This window comes from Leisingera sp. ANG59 (genome assembly GCF_013317235.1).
Taxonomy (GTDB): Bacteria; Pseudomonadota; Alphaproteobacteria; order Rhodobacterales; family Rhodobacteraceae; genus Leisingera.
On sequence record NZ_WLCM01000067.1, the window covers coordinates 1 to 15029 of the forward strand.

Genomic DNA, 15029 nt, shown 5'->3' on the forward strand with positions numbered 1-15029 from the left:
AGAACGTGCTGGTGGGCGACGTCGACTTCGCCTCCGCCGCGGAGCGCGCCGGCGCCATCACCCCGGTGCCCGGCGGCGTCGGCCCGATGACCATTGCGTGTTTGCTGGCCAACACGGTGACCGCCTGCTGCCGCGCCCACAACCTGGCTGAGCCCGAAGGCCTCACCGCCTGAAGCGCACACCGCTGAGCGCTGACTGAACTGCTCCCGCCGGACCCCTCCGGCGGGAGTATTTTTTGCAAAGGTGAAAGAAGGCGGGAGGGTCAGAAGCCCAGGTAGGCTATGCCGCCGAAGGTGACAGCGACGCTGATCCATTGCGCGCGGTTCATGCTTTCGCGCAGCAGCAGCCAGGCCAGGACCACGGTGACCAGGCCGAACAGGGAGGCGGAGACGGAGGCGAACTCGGGCCGGGGAAGGGTGCCGGAGTAGATCACCAGGCCAAGCGCTGAGGCATCAAGCGCACCCATCAGGCACAGGAGCGGCAGGACCTGGCGGGAGGGAAACCGTACCGCCCGAGCAATCAACGCGAGAACTGCCACCAGCAGGATGGCGGCCACACGGGTCACGATCAGCACTGGCAATTCGGCGCCGGCCTGAGTGGCGGCCTGGCCTGTGGCGAAGGTCAGTGCAAAGCCGATTGCCGCCATCAGCCCCCAGCCGCCGGCCTGCAGATTGAGCGGGCTGCTGTCATCTTTCCCTGAAAAAACTGCAATGCAGCCCACGCCGGCGACCACGGCGGCCACCGCCAGCCAATGGCCTGGCCCAACTGGTTGCCCCTGCAGCATTGCCATGCCCAGAGAAAGCACCGGGTAAGCGCCGATCAGCGGTGCCACCAGCTTGACCGGACCCAGCGCAAAGGCACGGTACAGCGCATAGGAGCCAAGACCGAAAAGGACCCCGGATGCCCCGGCGAGACGGGCGGCCGGAACTGTCATTGCCTGCCAGTCGCCGAACATCAGGGCGGCGGCGGCAACAAGAATCGCGCCGGCCGCAAACACGGTCAGAAGGGCAGTTAGAATGCTGGTTCTCTGCGAAACAACACGTACGCAGAGGTCATGGATCCCCCAGGCAAGGGCCGCGGCCAGGCCAAGTAGCAGCGAGTGCATGGCGTTATCCTTTTGTTTGCGGCATTCACCCCCAGGAAAATGCCGCATCCCGGGCAATCGCCGTTTTTCCGCAGAAAATCAACATGTTTGTTGATTAGATTGGAGGAACGCAATATTCTTTTCAATAAATAAATATTCCGGCAGTGCAATTTTTGCCGGAGTCCAACAGGAGATGCGCGATGAATGACATGAGCTTCCCTGAGGTTGTCAAAGGGCCGCCGCGGCCGTCCGGATTGTACCAGCCATCGGTGTTCTCTTTGCCCAAGGGAACCGAACGTTATGTTGTCGAGGGCTGCGGTGCGATCCTGATCCGGATCGAGACCGGCGACACGGTGACGGTGGTCAATGACGAGGGCGGCCAGCCCTGCGAGATCGTGGCGGCAGAGGATAAGGGCCGCATTGATGCGGGTATCCTCGGTGCGGCCGCCAATTCAGACGCGGCCGGGCTGAAAGCGCTGCTGACATCTTCCGACCAGTCGCTGCGCGGATTGCGGATGGGGATGGAGGCGCGGGGCATTGACCTGTCGCAGGGCGGTGCGGTGCGGTTCTTCGGTTCGGACACTCCGGCCAAGACCGAGGAGAGCTTCACCGCGCAGCGCGACGGCGTGGTGATCATCGCGGCGCCCGGCGGGATCATGGATTTCGAGAAGCAGGACACTGCGACCTCGCTGACCGTGATGGTCAAACGTGCCGTGATCAAGCAGGTGGCCCGGTTTGAGCTGCCTGACCCGCTGGCGGAGCCGGTGAATGAGGTGCGGGTGCACAGCGCCACCGCGGAAAGCTATTTCGTAAAGGCGGGCGACTACATCCAGATCATTGATGTGGACGGGCGCCAGTGCACGGATTTCCAGTGTTTTGCCGCCCGCAAGCTGGACAAAGGGATTGAGCACGCGCTGGACGTGACCACCACCCGGACGCTGATGGGCCATGCCTATCCGATGCCGGGGCTGCATGCGAAATACTATGACCAGGACATGCTGCCGCTGGTCGAGGTGGTGCAGGACACCGTGGGGCGCCATGATGCCTTTGCCCTGGCCTGCGCGGCGAAATACTACGATGACATCGGCTATCCCGGCCATGTGAACTGCTCGGACAATTTCAATGCGACGCTGGCCCAGCATGGTGTGACCCCGCGGGCGGGCTGGATGGCGATCAACTTCTTCTTCAATACCGGGCTGGATGACCACGGCGTGATGTACGCCGATGAACCCTGGACCCGGCCTGGCGACTATGTGCTGCTGCGGGCGCTCACCGATCTGGTCTGCGTCAGCTCTGCCTGCCCGGATGACACCAGCGCCGCCAATGGCTGGAACCCCACCGACATTCACGTCCGCACCTACAGCGGACAAGAAACCTTCAAGCGGGCGATTGCGTTCCGCGCGACCCCTGAATCGGAGCCCAAGATGACCAAGGAAACCGGTTTCCACGACCGCCTCAGCAAGATGACCCGCAATTTCGTCGAGTACAACGGGTTCTGGCTGGCCAATTGCTACGCCGAATCCGGACCGCTGGAGGAATACTGGGCCTGCCGCGAGAAATGCGTGGTGCTGGATCTGTCCGCCCTGCGCAAGTTCGAGATCACCGGGCCGGATGCCGAGGCGCTGTGCCAGTATATCTTTACCCGCAACATCAAGAAGCTGGCGGTGGGGCAGGTGGTCTATACCGCGATGTGCTACCCGCATGGCGGCATGATCGATGACGGCACCGTGTTCCGCCTGGGTAAGGACAATTTCCGCTGGATCGGCGGCTCGGACTATGGCGGGGAATGGATCCGCGAGCAGGCGGAGAAGCTGGGCCTGAACGTGCTGATCCGCTCCTCGACCGACATGCAGCATAATATCGCCGTGCAGGGCCCGGAGAGCCGTGACCTGCTGAAGAAGATCATCTGGACCATGCCGCACAATCCGACGCTGGAGGAGCTCGGCTGGTTCCGCTTCACGCCCGCGCGCATTGGCGATGACCAGGGTGTGCCGGTGGTGGTGTCCCGCACCGGTTACACCGGCGAGCTGGGATATGAGATCTTCTGCCACCCGAAACACGCCAGCGAAGTTTTTGATGCGGTCTGGGGGGCCGGCAAGGCCCATGGCATCCGCCCGATGGGGCTGGAGGCGCTGGATATGGTGCGGATCGAGGCCGGGCTGATTTTTGCCGGTTACGACTTCAGCGACCAGACTGACCCGTTCGAGGCGGGCATCGGCTTCACCGTGCCGCTGAAGTCCAAGGAGGACGATTTCATCGGCCGCGACGCGCTGATCCGGCGCAAGACCACACCCGCGCGCAAGCTGGTGGGGCTGGATATCGACTCGGCCATCGACGTGGGCCACGGCGATTGCGTCCACATCGGCCGGGCGCAGATTGGCGAGGTGACCTCGTCCATGCGTTCGCCGCTTCTGGGCAAGAACATCGCCCTGGCGCGGGTGGATGTGTCCTGCGCGGAAGCCGGGACCGAGGTGGAAATCGGCAAACTTGACGGGCATCAAAAACGGCTGCCTGCCAAGATTGTACCCTTTGCGCATTACGACCCCAAGAAAACCCGACCTCAATCCTGAGGCCGCCCGTTTGCGGGGCAGGGAGGTTAAATGGTTCAGAAGCTGATTGAGCAGATTGGCGGCGAGGAAGTGCTGCGCACCCTGGTTGAGCGGTTCTACGACATTGTCGAGGCAACCGGAACCGGCGCCCAGATCGTCAAGCTGCACAAGCGCGGGCATGGCATGGACCATGCCCGGATCGAGCAGTTCAATTTCCTGTCGGGCTTCATGGGCGGGCGCCGCTATTATGAGGAAAAACACGGGCATATGGACGTGAAACTGATGCACGCCCATGTGCCGATCACCGAGGAAGACGCCGAGAACTGGCTCAAGTGCATGGATCAGGCGCTGGCGGAGCTCAAGCTGGAAGGGCCGCATGTGGAGCGGCTGCGCCAGGTGTTCCGGCGGGTGGCGCTGATGCTGGTGAACGATCTGGCCGAGTGGGGCGAGAAGCGCGTGCCGGCTTGAACGCAGTGCCTGCGGCAGCTGCGGAAGCCTCTCCTGTCGGCGGCAAAGCCGCCTGCCGGGCAGCGGGACGGGGGTATTTCCGGAAAGATGAAAAGCGGGAGCTGTCCAGTAGTTAGCCGGGCAGCCTCAGGAAAACCTGCACATCGGCCACGTTGGTGCCGGTGCCGCCGGTGATCAGCAGCGCGCCGGAGGCCTTGAGGGCCGCGTAGCTGTCGTTGTTGGCCAGCAGTGCGTCCGGGTCCTGACCGGCTGCCCTGATGGCCTCCCAGGTGGCGGGAGTGGCGATGCCGCCTGCTGCATCCGTGGGGCCATCGCGCCCGTCAGTGCCGCCGGAGAGGAACAGCCAGTCGCCGCTAAGGCGTTCCGCACCCAGTTTGGCGACACGCAAGGCCAGTTCCTGATTGCGGCCGCCAAGGCCTGTGCCGGTAAGCTGGACCGTGGTTTCGCCGCCGAATATCAGTGCGACGGGTTTGTCCTTGGGAGCGGATTCCGCAGCAGCCACAATGGTTTCCGCGGCCTCAGCCACATCGCCGACCAAGCGGTGGGAGATCAGCTTGGGAGCCCAATCCTCCGCCGCTGCGGCCATCATCGCCTTGAGGCTGTGGCGGTTGGAGCCGATCAATGTGTTGGTGGCCGGGGGTGGGGTGTCCCGGGCCTCCTCAGCGGTGCTGAAAAGGGTTTTGACCGCTTCCGGGGCACTGTCCCAGATGCCGGCGCGCTGCAGGATCTCCCGTGCCTGAGCACGGGTGCCGATCGGCGCCACGGTGGGGCCGGAGGCAATGGCGCGCAGGTCGTCGCCGATCACGTCCGACAGGATGAAGGCCTGCACCTGGGCGGGCGCAGCGTGGCGCAGCAATCCGCCGCCCTTGGTGTCAGACAGCTGCTGGCGGATTAGGTTCATCTCGTTGATCTCAAGGCCCGAGGCGAGCAGCAGCTTGTTCACCGCGGCCTTGTCCGCCAGTGTCAGGCCGGGGGCAGGGGCCACCATCAGGGCGGAGCCGCCGCCGGAAATCAGCGCAATCAGCCGGTCATTGGGGCCAAGGGAACGGGCCAGTTCAATGGCCGCCAGGCCCGCGGAGGCGCTCTTTTCATCCGGGACCGGGTGGCTGCCGCAGATCACCGTGGCGCCAGGGATTTCCGTGTAATTTTCGGGGTTTGTAATCGCCAAAGCCTGGTCCGCATCCGGGATCAGCGCCAGCGCTTCGCGCATCATCGGGATGGCAGCCTTGCCAACGGCCAGCAGCACGTTCCTGCCGCCTTCGGGCAGGGGGGAGAGCGGCGAGGATGCCAGCTGGGCACGCAGCGCCTGCGCCGGGTCTGCCCGGTCGACAGCGGCCTGAAACAGGGCCTTGGCGGTGGTCAGCAATCCGGTCATCTGCGTCTCCCTGGCATAGCGCCGCGTAGCCGCCCCGGCCAATGCCGGGACGGCGTAAGGTCTTGAAAGCGGACGGCGGCTTAGTTGCCGGCGATCTGCTTGGCTTTTTCCACCAGCACTTCTGCCTGACGGATCGAGGCGTAGTCAATCAGGCGGCCGTCCAGCGACACTGCGCCTTTACCGGCAGCTTCGGCCTCAGCCATGGCTTCCAGGATGCGGTGCGCCTTGGTGATTTCCGCGTCCGACGGCGACATCACCTCGTTGGCCAGTTCGATCTGGCTGGGGTGGATGGCCCATTTGCCTTCGCAACCCAGAACCGCAGCGCGTTTGGCGGCGGCTTTGTAGCCCTCCTTGTCCTGGAAATCGCCGAACGGGCCGTCGATCGGACGCAGGCCGTTGGCGCGGGCGGCCACCACCATGCGGGCCAGCGCATAGTGCCACATGTCGCCCCAGTGCACGTCGCGCGAGCCGTCCGCGGCCGGGTCGGTCAGCACCGAGTAATCAGGGTTCACACCGCCGATGATGGTGGTGCGGGCGCGGGTCGAGGCGGCGTAGTCGGCAACGCCGAAATGCAGCGATTCATTGCGCTTGGAGGCTGCGGCAATTTCACTCACGTTCTGCATGCCGAGCGCGGTCTCGATGATGTGCTCGAAGCCGATCCGCTTCTTGTAACCCTTGGCGTCTTCGATCTGGGTGACCAGCATGTCGACGGCGTAAACATCGGCTGCGGTGCCGACTTTGGGAACCATGATCAGGTCGAGGCGTTCGCCTGCCTGTTCAACCACATCGACGACATCGCGGTACATGTAGTGGGTGTCGAGGCCGTTGATTCGCACCGACATGGATTTGTTGCCCCAGTCGATCTCGTTCAGGGCCTTGATGATGTTCTTGCGGGCCTGGTCTTTCTCGTCCGGCGCAACCGCGTCTTCGAGATCCAGGAAGATCACATCAACATCGGATTTTGCTGCTTTTTCAAACATTTGGGGCTGAGAGCCGGGGATTGCCAGCTCGCTGCGGTTCAGGCGGCCAGGGGCCTGTTCGACGGTATGAAACGACATGGGTGCGCTCCTCATTCGCAATGGGGTTTCGTCCTCTCCTCCTTAGGCATTCCCCATCAGGGTGTTTACTGTCAAGAAAAAAGTTTTCATTTAAATACATTCGCGCGGGAGCGCGCCCGCGCGTCGCGCTCTCGCGTGCGCCCGCGTGTGCGAGCACGCACGCGAGGGCGCGGGGCGGCAATCCGGGGTCATTCCTCCAGGCTGAAATCGCCTTTGGCGGCGCGGTTGGCGTAGTAGAACGCAATCGCTTGGGCGCGGTTCTTGACCGAGAGTTTTTCGTAGAGGTTTGACAGGTGGAACTTCACCGTGTTGGTCGAAATCTCCAGCTCCTTGCTGAGCTCCTTGTTGGTCAGCCCCTTGGACAGCGCCTCGAGCATGGTGCGCTCGCGGCGCGACAGCTGCTCGATCGGATCGGTCTGCAGGCCGCGGACGTCGAGGAAGGGGAACACCATCTTGCCCGCGGCCACGGCCAGGCAGGTGTCCAGCAGCCCGTCGACGGCGCTGGAGCGCGGCGCAAAGCCGGCGGCGCCTGCGCTCATCGCCTTGCGCGGAACGTCGCCGCTGTCGTCGGCATAGACCACCAGCCGCGGCGCGTTGGCCTGGTCGCGCAGCACCTCGATCAGCTTGGCGCCGCCGAGCGCGGGCAGGTTCCAGTCGATGATCCCGACCTGGACCGGCACCCGCATCACCGTGCCGAGGAAGCCTTCGGCGGTTGCGGAGGTGGCAACCAGCGAGAATCGCGGGTCCTTGTCGAAGATCTCGGACATCGCCGACAGCACCAGCGGATTTGCGTCAGCAAGCATGACCGATATCGGGGAAACTTTGTCGCTTATAGGAGCCATTTGGTGCCCTTTTGTTAAAAACCACCCAAACGGGTAGGGTCCATTTTGGTATGCAACGGTATTTTTACCGGTTTGGGTAGGTTTTTTGCCACCCCTTTAGATACCCAAAAGCAGGATATAGGAATGTTGCGGGTTTTGTCGACCTGGGTTTTCCTTGGGTTAACAGATGTTGCACGACAGGAAACAAACCTTCCCGCAGCGAAGATCGCGGCGCAGAAGGCCAGGGACCTCCGGCACATCGCCGAAACGAAACCAGCGAGGCCTGACCCCGATGACTGAACCCACGATCTTCCCCAGCCTGGAAATCCCGGAAACCCTGGCCGCCGGCCCTGGCCCGGGCAATACCGACCCCCGCGTGCTGCAGGCTTTTGCCAACACCGGCCTGGCCGACCACATGCAGGCGGACGTGCTGCGCGGCATGATCGAGTGCAAGCAGATGCTGCGCGACCTGTGGGGCACCGCCAACACCTACACCTACGGCGTCGGCGGCACCGGCTTCTCCGGCCTCGATTGCATGCTGAACGCGATCCTGCCCGGCGACACCGTGGTTGCCTTCCAGAATGGCACCTTCTCGGGCATCGACGCAATGACCATCCGGATGAAGGCCGCCACCCGCGAGGAGCTGGCCGCTGACGCGATGAACCCGCAGCCGGCCTCCGTGACCGTGGTCGACGTGCCGCACGGCGAGTCGGTCTCCGGCAAGCTGGTGGAGCAGGTGCTGGCCGAGAAGAAGCCCAAGTGGGCCTTCATGGCGCATTGGGAAACCGGCTCGGGCCGCATCAACGACCTCAAGGGTTTCTCGGACGCTTGCGTCAAGCACGGCGTGATGGGCCTGATCGACGCGGTGTCGTCGCTGGGCATCGAAGATTTCTCGATCGACGATTACCCCGGCGTTGCCGGCTGGGCGTCCTGCCCGCAGAAAGGCGTGCTGTGCCTGCCGCTGACCTACGCGCCGGTCTCGTTCACCGACCAGTACATCCAGACCGTGCGTGAAAACGGCTGCCACTCCTATGTCCACAACCCGATCCTGGAAGCCCGCCACTGGGGCATCGTGGACGGCCAGGACGTTGCCGCCGGCACCTACCACCGCACCCATTCCGGTTATGCGGTTGCCGCCTTCCACGAGGCGCTGCGCATCACCCTGCAGCACGGCCGCGCCCAGAAGGCCCGCGACTATGCCTTCCACGAGAAAGCGCTGCGCGATGCCGTGACCGCGATGGGCTGCGACGTGACCAGCAACATGACCAGCCTGGTGGTTCTGAACCTGCCCGGCGATCTGGCAGGCCGCGAAAAGGAACTGGTGGGCAACTGCCGCGCCGTTGGTTTCGGCATCTGGCCGACCCTGTCGGAGCCGGTCCAGGTCCGCATCGGCATCCTGAACCAGATCACCCCCGCCGCCATCACCGACATCGTCAACCGCTTCGGCAAAGCGATGAACGATATGGGCGCAAACGTCGACATGGAGGCGATCAACGCCCTGCTCGACCGGCACTACTCCACAGCCCTTGAGGCCGCTGAGTAACTAATTCCGACATCCATGAGGAGGAGAGGACCATGGATATCCACGAGTATCAGGCCAAGGAAGTTCTGAGCAACTTCGGCGTGACCGTTCCCCCGGGCGCGCTGGCCTACAGCCCCGAGCAGGCGGCCTACCGCGCGCGGGAACTAGGCGGCGACAAATGGATCGTCAAGGCCCAGGTTCACGCGGGCGGCCGCGGCAAGGCGGGCGGCGTCAAGCTGTGCAACTCGGAAGCCGAGATCTATGAGGCAACCGAGAACCTGTTCGGCAAGAAGCTGGTGACTCACCAGACCGGCCCCGAAGGCAAAGGCATCTACCGTGTCTATGTAGAAGGCGCGGTGCCGATCGCCCGCGAGATCTACCTGGGCTTTGTGCTGGACCGTTCCAGCCAGCGGGTGATGATCGTTGCCTCGTCCGAAGGCGGCATGGAGATTGAGGAGATCTCTGCCGAGCGCCCCGAGTCCATCGTGCGCTCGACCGTTGAGCCGGCCGTTGGCCTGCAGGACTTCCAGGCGCGGGAGATCGCGTTCCAGCTGGGCATCGAACCGGCGATGACGCAGCAGATGGTGCGCACCCTCAAGGGCTGCTACCAGGCGTTCTCCGAACTGGATGCCACCATGGTTGAGATCAACCCGCTGGTGGTCACCTCGGACAACCGGGTCATCGCGCTGGACGCCAAGATGACCTTTGACGACAACGCCCTGTTCCGCCACCCGCAGATCGCGGAGCTGCGCGACAAGAGCCAGGAAGACCCGCGCGAAAGCCGCGCGGCCGACCGCGGCCTGTCTTATGTCGGCCTGGAAGGCAACATCGGCTGCATCGTGAACGGCGCAGGCCTGGCGATGGCGACCATGGACACCATCAAGCTGGCCGGCGGCGAGCCTGCCAATTTCCTGGACATCGGCGGCGGCGCAACGCCTGAGCGGGTCGCCAAGGCGTTCCGCCTGGTGATGTCCGACAGCAATGTGCAGGCGGTTCTGGTCAACATCTTCGCCGGCATCAACCGCTGCGACTGGGTTGCCGAAGGCGTCGTGCAGGCGCTGAAGGAAGTGCAGGTCGACGTGCCCGTGGTGGTCCGTCTTGCCGGCACCAACGTGGAGGAAGGCCAGAAGATCCTGGCGCAAAGCGGCCTGCCGCTGATCCGCGCAACCTCGCTGATGGAAGCCGCCGAGCGGGCCGTCGGCGCGTGGAAAAACGACCTTGATCAAAACACTCGTGTGAGGGCCGTCAAATGAGCATCCTTCTTGATCGCGAAAGCCGTGTCATCGTCCAGGGCATCACCGGCAAGATCGCCCGGTTCCACACCAAGGACATGATCGAATACGGAACCAACGTCGTGGGCGGCGTGGTGCCGGGCAAAGGCGGCGAGACCGTCGAGGGCGTGCCGGTCTTCAACACCGTGAAAGAAGCGGTGGAGGCCACCGGCGCCAATGCCTCGCTGGTGTTCGTGCCGCCGCCGTTTGCAGCCGACTCCATCATGGAAGCGGCGGATGCGGGCATTCACTACTGCGTCTGCATCACCGACGGCATCCCGGCCCAGGACATGATCCGCGTGAAGCGCTACATGTACCGCTATCCCAAGGAAAAGCGGATGATCCTGACCGGCCCGAACTGCGCGGGCACCATCTCGCCGGGCAAGGCGCTGCTGGGCATCATGCCGGGCCACATCTACCTGCCGGGCACCGTGGGCATCATCGGCCGTTCGGGCACCCTGGGCTATGAGGCCGCGGCGCAGCTGAAAGAGCTGGGCCTGGGGGTTTCCACCTCGGTCGGCATCGGCGGCGACCCGATCAACGGCTCCTCCTTCAAGGACATCCTGGAATGGTTCGAGAAGGATCCGGAAACCGAGGTCATCGCGATGATCGGTGAAATCGGCGGCCCGCAGGAAGCGGAAGCGGCGGATTACATCAAGAACCACGTGACCAAGCCGGTGGTGGCCTATGTCGCGGGCCTGACAGCCCCCAAGGGCCGCACCATGGGCCACGCGGGCGCGATCATCTCGGCCTTCGGCGAATCCGCCTCCGAGAAGGTGGAAATCCTGTCGGCGGCCGGCGTGACCGTGGCCGAGAACCCCGCCGTGATCGGCGAAACCATCGCAAGCGTGATGAAAAAGAACGCCGCCTGATCCGGCAACGGAACAGGCGCAACGCTCCACCCCTGGCCCGGGGCAATGGCGGGGGTGGGGCGCATTAATAAAAGCACAAGCACGTCAGGGAGATGAAATCATGGCAAAGCCCAAGGTTCTGGTGACCCGCCGCTGGCCCGCCGCAGTGGAGGCGCAGCTGTCCGAGGCCTTCGATGCTGTGCTGAACACGGGCGACAAGCCGTTGACCGAGGACGAGCTGCGCGCCGCGATGACGTCTTATGACGCGGTGCTGCCGACCGTCACTGACAAGATTTCGGCCAAGGCGTTCGATATCGCCAAGCCGCAGGCCCGGATCCTGGCCAACTATGGGGTCGGCTACTCCCACATTGATATGCATGGCGCAGCCGGTCACGGCATGACCGTGACCAACACCCCTGATGTGCTGAGCGAATGCACCGCCGACATCGCCATGACGCTGCTGCTGATGGTGGCCCGCCGCGCAGGCGAAGGCGAGCGCGAGCTGCGCGCCGGCGAATGGACCGGCTGGCGCCCGACCCATCTGGTCGGCACCAAGGTTTCCGGCAAGACGCTGGGCATCGTCGGTTTCGGCCGCATCGGCCAGGAGATGGCCCGCCGCGCCCACCACGGGTTCGGCATGAAGATCGTGGTGCAGAACCGCTCCCGCGTGTCCCCCGATATCCTCGCTCGCTACAACGCCACCCAGGCGGACAGCCTGGAAGAGCTGATGCCGCAGTGCGACTTTGTCTCGCTGCACTGTCCGGGCGGCGCTGCGAACCGGCATCTGATCAACACCCGGATGCTGAACCTGATGAAGCCGGATGCATTCCTTATTAATACGGCCCGCGGCGAAGTGATCGACGAGCTGGCCTTGTCCCGTGCCCTGTGGTTCGAAACCATCGGCGGCGCCGGGCTGGATGTGTTCGACGGCGAGCCGCGCATCAACCCGGACCTGCTGGATTGCGAAAACCTGGTGATGCTGCCGCATCTGGGCAGCGCCACCCGGGAGGCGCGCGAGGCGATGGGCTTCCGCGTGCTCGATAACCTGACCGATTTCTTTGCAGGGCGCGAGCCGCGCGACCGGGTGATGTGATGGGCAATCCTGCTGAAACCCCCCACGCAGACTATGAAGACACCACCTATGCTGCCGGGCTTCGTGCCGAGTTGCATGCGCTGTGGCTGGACGTGCTGCGCCAGCGGGCGCCGGAAGTTGCTGCCAAGGCGGTCTCTGAAACCGCTTGGGACCTGTCCGGCGGGCAGCCCGCGACCGCCTATATGCAGGCCTTCAACATCTGGTTCCAGCTGCTGAAGATCGTTGAGGAAAACGCCGCCATGCGCGACCGCCGCATGGCGGAGACCCAGGACGGGCCGGAAGTGGTCGAGGGCAGTTTTGCCCGCGCGCTCGACCTGGCCGGGGAACAGGCCACGCCGGAGCGGCTGCAGGAGATCGCCAGCCAGTTTTCCATTGGCCCGACCCTGACCGCGCATCCGACCGAAGCCAAGCGCGTCACCATCCTGGAAATTCACCGCCGCATCTACCGCGGGCTGGTATCGCTGGAAGCCAAGCGCTGGACCCCGCGCGAACGTGCCGATCTGCTGGAGGATCTGCGCTCGGAAATCGACCTGTTGTGGATGACGGGCGAGCTGCGCCGCGACCGGCCCAGCCTGCAGGATGAAATCCAATGGGGGCTGCAGTTCTTCCGCGACAGCCTGTACGAAGCGGTGCCGCAACTGTTTGAGCGCTATATCGCTGCCGCCGAACCGCGGCTGGGCGAGAGTGCTGACGCACCCTGCCTCAAATTCCATTCCTGGATCGGCGGCGACCGCGATGGCAACCCGAATGTGACGGTGGAGGCCACTGCTGCTGCGCTGACCGCGAACCGAGCTGCGATCCTGAAGCGCTACCAGAAGGCGCTGACCACTGCTGCCGAGCGGATCTCCATTTCGGCCGCCGTGTTTGCCCTGCCGGACAGCGCCTCTGCCCGATTGGCAAAGGTTATCGCCGCCGCACCGGGGGCTGCGGCGCTGTCGGCCCGCAATCCCGGCGAAGTCTTCCGCCAGGCGCTGACCGCAATCCTGGCGCGGATCAAGGCCACCGCTGCCGAGGAAACCGGTGCCTATAAGCACCTTGGCGATTTCGTCACCGACCTGACGGAAGTAGAAGAGGCGCTTGAGGAAATCGGCGCCCGCCGCCTGGCCGCCCGCTACGTGCGCCCGATCCGCTGGCAGGCCGATGTCTTCGGCTTCCGCACGGTGACGCTGGATGTGCGTCAGAACTCCACCGTGACCACGGAAACGCTGACTGAAATCTGGGCGCGGTCCGGCGATGTGCCGGAATTCGGCAGCCCGGACTGGTCGGCGCGGCTGCGCAAGGAGCTGGGCAGCGCCTCGCTCCCCTATATGACACCGGATGAGCTGAGCCCGCAAAGCGGCGAACTGCTGAAACTGCTGCGGCTGATGCGCGATGCCGGTGCGGGCGAGGATCCGCAGGCAATGGGGCCGTTCATCCTGTCGATGACCCGCTCCACCGATGACCTGCTGGGGGTCTACCTGCTGGCGCGCTACGCCGGGTTCGGGGCTGAGAAGGCCGCGCTCAAAGTGGTGCCGCTGTTTGAAACCATCGGCGACCTGCGCGCCGCTCCCGGGATCCTTGATGGTCTGCTGGACGTGCCTTTTGCCCGCCGCTCGCTGAAATCCGGCGACAACCGGATCGAGGTGATGCTGGGCTATTCCGACAGCAACAAGGACGGCGGCTTCCTCTGCTCCACCTGGGAGCTGGAAAAGGCGCAGCGGCTGATCACCCGCACCCTGGCGGCGCACCGGATGAAACCGGTGTTCTTCCACGGCCGCGGCGGCTCGGTCTCGCGCGGCGGCGCCCCTGCGGAGCGTGCCATCGCGGCCCAGCCTGCGGGCACAATCGCGGGCCGGATGCGGATCACCGAGCAGGGCGAGGTTGTCAGTTCGAAATATGCCAACCGCGGCACTGCCCTGCACCAGCTGGAGCTGATGGCGTCCTCAGTGCTGCGCCATTCGCTGCAGGAGGGCACCCCGCCGGTGAACCCTGAGTTCGATGACGCCTTCGAGGCGCTCTCGGGCATGTCTCAGGCAGCCTATTCCAACCTGCTGAACGCACCCGGTTTTCTGGACTATTTCCAGCAGGCCAGCCCGGTGGAAGAACTGGCCATGCTCAAGATCGGCTCGCGCCCTGCGCGCCGTTTCGGCGCCGGGTCGCTGGATGACCTGCGCGCGATCCCCTGGGTCTTTGCCTGGTCGCAGAACCGCCACATGATCACCGGCTGGTACGGTTTCGGCTCTGCGGTTGCCAGCTTCCGCAAGTTCCGCGGCGCCCGCGGCGATGCGGTTCTGCTGGACATGTTCGCGGGTTCGCCGCTGTTCCGCCTGGTGGTGGATGAGGTCGAAAAGACCCTGCTGCAAAGCGACATGGAGATCGCTGCCGATTACGCAACGCTGGTGCAGGACGCTGAAATCCGCGACCGCATCTTCGGATCCATCCGCAAGGAATACCAGCTTGCCTGCGAAGCGATTGCATTCCTGACCGGCGACAGCAGCCTGTCGCAGCGGTTCCCGCGCCTGCGCGCCCGCTTCGGCCGGGTGGAGAACATGCTGCGCGAAATTCACAAAACCCAGGTGCGCCTCCTGCGCGAGGAGCGCGCCCGGAAATCATCAACAGTGCCGGTCCCGCTGATGCAGTCGATGAACTGCGTTGCTGCGGGCCTTGGCTGGACTGGATAGACAGGAGCCCCGAATGTCCAAAGATCTGTTTTTCACCCAAGCGCTGTCTGAGCGCGATCCTGAACTGTTTGCCTCGATCACGGCCGAACTGGGCCGCCAGCGCGACGAGATCGAGCTGATCGCCTCCGAGAACATCGTTTCCGCCGCGGTGATGGAAGCGCAGGGCTCCGTGCTGACCAACAAATACGCCGAAGGCTACCCGGGGCGCCGCTACTACGGCGGCTGCCAGTATGTCGACGTCGCCGAGAACCTGGCGATCGACCGCGCCAAGCAGCTG

11 protein-coding genes and 2 pseudogenes are annotated in these 15029 nt (G+C 64.3%); 9 read left to right on the top strand and 4 right to left on the bottom strand.

The window, feature by feature from the left end:
- Nucleotides 1-173, top strand: a pseudogene (locus GKC28_RS24795) (bifunctional methylenetetrahydrofolate dehydrogenase/methenyltetrahydrofolate cyclohydrolase); the annotation flags it as partial.
- Between the two features lie 89 nt (nucleotides 174-262).
- Here the strand turns inward: GKC28_RS24795 and GKC28_RS24800 are convergent.
- Complete coding sequence (locus GKC28_RS24800) at nucleotides 263-1105, bottom strand: DMT family transporter (RefSeq protein ID WP_174149625.1); 843 nt, start codon at nucleotides 1103-1105, stop codon at nucleotides 263-265.
- A gap of 179 nt (nucleotides 1106-1284) precedes the next feature.
- Here GKC28_RS24800 and tdm point away from each other — a divergent pair, with 179 nt between their 5' ends.
- The gene (gene tdm, locus GKC28_RS24805) at nucleotides 1285-3654 is read left to right on the top strand and encodes a trimethylamine-oxide aldolase Tdm (RefSeq protein WP_174149626.1); all 2370 of its coding nucleotides are present in this window, start codon (nucleotides 1285-1287) and stop codon (nucleotides 3652-3654) included.
- A gap of 30 nt (nucleotides 3655-3684) precedes the next feature.
- On the top strand, nucleotides 3685-4101 hold the full coding sequence (locus GKC28_RS24810) for a group II truncated hemoglobin (RefSeq protein ID WP_174149627.1): 417 nt from the start codon (nucleotides 3685-3687) through the stop codon (nucleotides 4099-4101).
- Nucleotides 4102-4213: 112 nt separating this feature from the next.
- Here the strand turns inward: GKC28_RS24810 and GKC28_RS24815 are convergent, their stop codons facing one another.
- From GKC28_RS24815 to GKC28_RS24825, 3 genes are all read right to left on the bottom strand, one after another.
- Nucleotides 4214-5476, bottom strand: a complete 1263-nt coding sequence (locus GKC28_RS24815) for a glycerate kinase (RefSeq protein WP_174149628.1) — start codon at nucleotides 5474-5476, stop codon at nucleotides 4214-4216.
- Between the two features lie 80 nt (nucleotides 5477-5556).
- Nucleotides 5557-6534, bottom strand: coding sequence for a CoA ester lyase (locus GKC28_RS24820; RefSeq protein ID WP_174149629.1), 978 nt, complete (start codon nucleotides 6532-6534; stop codon nucleotides 5557-5559).
- Nucleotides 6535-6722: 188 nt separating this feature from the next.
- On the bottom strand, nucleotides 6723-7337 hold the full coding sequence (locus tag GKC28_RS24825; protein WP_174149630.1) for a response regulator transcription factor: 615 nt from the start codon (nucleotides 7335-7337) through the stop codon (nucleotides 6723-6725).
- A 310-nt stretch (nucleotides 7338-7647) separates the two neighbouring features.
- On the opposite strand from GKC28_RS24825, the gene GKC28_RS24830 reads away from it, so the two are divergent.
- The 6 genes and pseudogenes from GKC28_RS24830 to glyA form a co-directional block, all read left to right on the top strand.
- Nucleotides 7648-8898: an aminotransferase class V-fold PLP-dependent enzyme gene (locus tag GKC28_RS24830; protein ID WP_174149631.1), complete on the top strand. Its 1251-nt coding sequence runs from the start codon at nucleotides 7648-7650 to the stop codon at nucleotides 8896-8898.
- Nucleotides 8899-8930: 32 nt separating this feature from the next.
- Nucleotides 8931-10130 carry a malate--CoA ligase subunit beta gene (locus GKC28_RS24835; protein WP_174149632.1) on the top strand — a complete coding sequence of 400 codons (1200 nt, stop codon included), beginning with the start codon at nucleotides 8931-8933 and terminating at the stop codon, nucleotides 10128-10130.
- Entirely contained in the window at nucleotides 10127-11020 is an 894-nt protein-coding gene (sucD, locus tag GKC28_RS24840; RefSeq protein ID WP_174149633.1) for a succinate--CoA ligase subunit alpha, read from the top strand. Before GKC28_RS24835 ends, sucD begins: the two co-directional genes overlap by 4 nt.
- A 100-nt stretch (nucleotides 11021-11120) precedes the next feature.
- On the top strand, nucleotides 11121-12092 hold the full coding sequence (locus GKC28_RS24845; RefSeq protein WP_174149634.1) for a D-glycerate dehydrogenase: 972 nt from the start codon (nucleotides 11121-11123) through the stop codon (nucleotides 12090-12092).
- Nucleotides 12092-14752, top strand: coding sequence for a phosphoenolpyruvate carboxylase (locus tag GKC28_RS24850; RefSeq protein ID WP_174149635.1), 2661 nt, complete (start codon nucleotides 12092-12094; stop codon nucleotides 14750-14752). The genes GKC28_RS24845 and GKC28_RS24850 overlap by 1 nt, the downstream gene beginning before the upstream one ends.
- 13 nt (nucleotides 14753-14765) lie before the next feature.
- Nucleotides 14766-15029, top strand: a pseudogene (gene glyA / locus GKC28_RS24855) (serine hydroxymethyltransferase); the annotation flags it as partial.

Coding starts and splice junctions, on each gene's coding strand:
- GKC28_RS24825 (WP_174149630.1), bottom strand. CDS start 7,337: ATGCTTGCTGACGCAAATCCGCTGGTGCTGTCGGCGATGTCCGAGATC.
- GKC28_RS24820 (WP_174149629.1), bottom strand. CDS start 6,534: ATGTCGTTTCATACCGTCGAACAGGCCCCTGGCCGCCTGAACCGCAGC.
- GKC28_RS24815 (WP_174149628.1), bottom strand. CDS start 5,476: ATGACCGGATTGCTGACCACCGCCAAGGCCCTGTTTCAGGCCGCTGTC.
- GKC28_RS24835 (WP_174149632.1), top strand. CDS start 8,931: ATGGATATCCACGAGTATCAGGCCAAGGAAGTTCTGAGCAACTTCGGC.
- GKC28_RS24845 (WP_174149634.1), top strand. CDS start 11,121: ATGGCAAAGCCCAAGGTTCTGGTGACCCGCCGCTGGCCCGCCGCAGTG.
- GKC28_RS24800 (WP_174149625.1), bottom strand. CDS start 1,105: ATGCACTCGCTGCTACTTGGCCTGGCCGCGGCCCTTGCCTGGGGGATC.
- sucD (WP_174149633.1), top strand. CDS start 10,127: ATGAGCATCCTTCTTGATCGCGAAAGCCGTGTCATCGTCCAGGGCATC.
- tdm (WP_174149626.1), top strand. CDS start 1,285: ATGAATGACATGAGCTTCCCTGAGGTTGTCAAAGGGCCGCCGCGGCCG.
- GKC28_RS24830 (WP_174149631.1), top strand. CDS start 7,648: ATGACTGAACCCACGATCTTCCCCAGCCTGGAAATCCCGGAAACCCTG.
- GKC28_RS24810 (WP_174149627.1), top strand. CDS start 3,685: ATGGTTCAGAAGCTGATTGAGCAGATTGGCGGCGAGGAAGTGCTGCGC.
- GKC28_RS24850 (WP_174149635.1), top strand. CDS start 12,092: ATGGGCAATCCTGCTGAAACCCCCCACGCAGACTATGAAGACACCACC.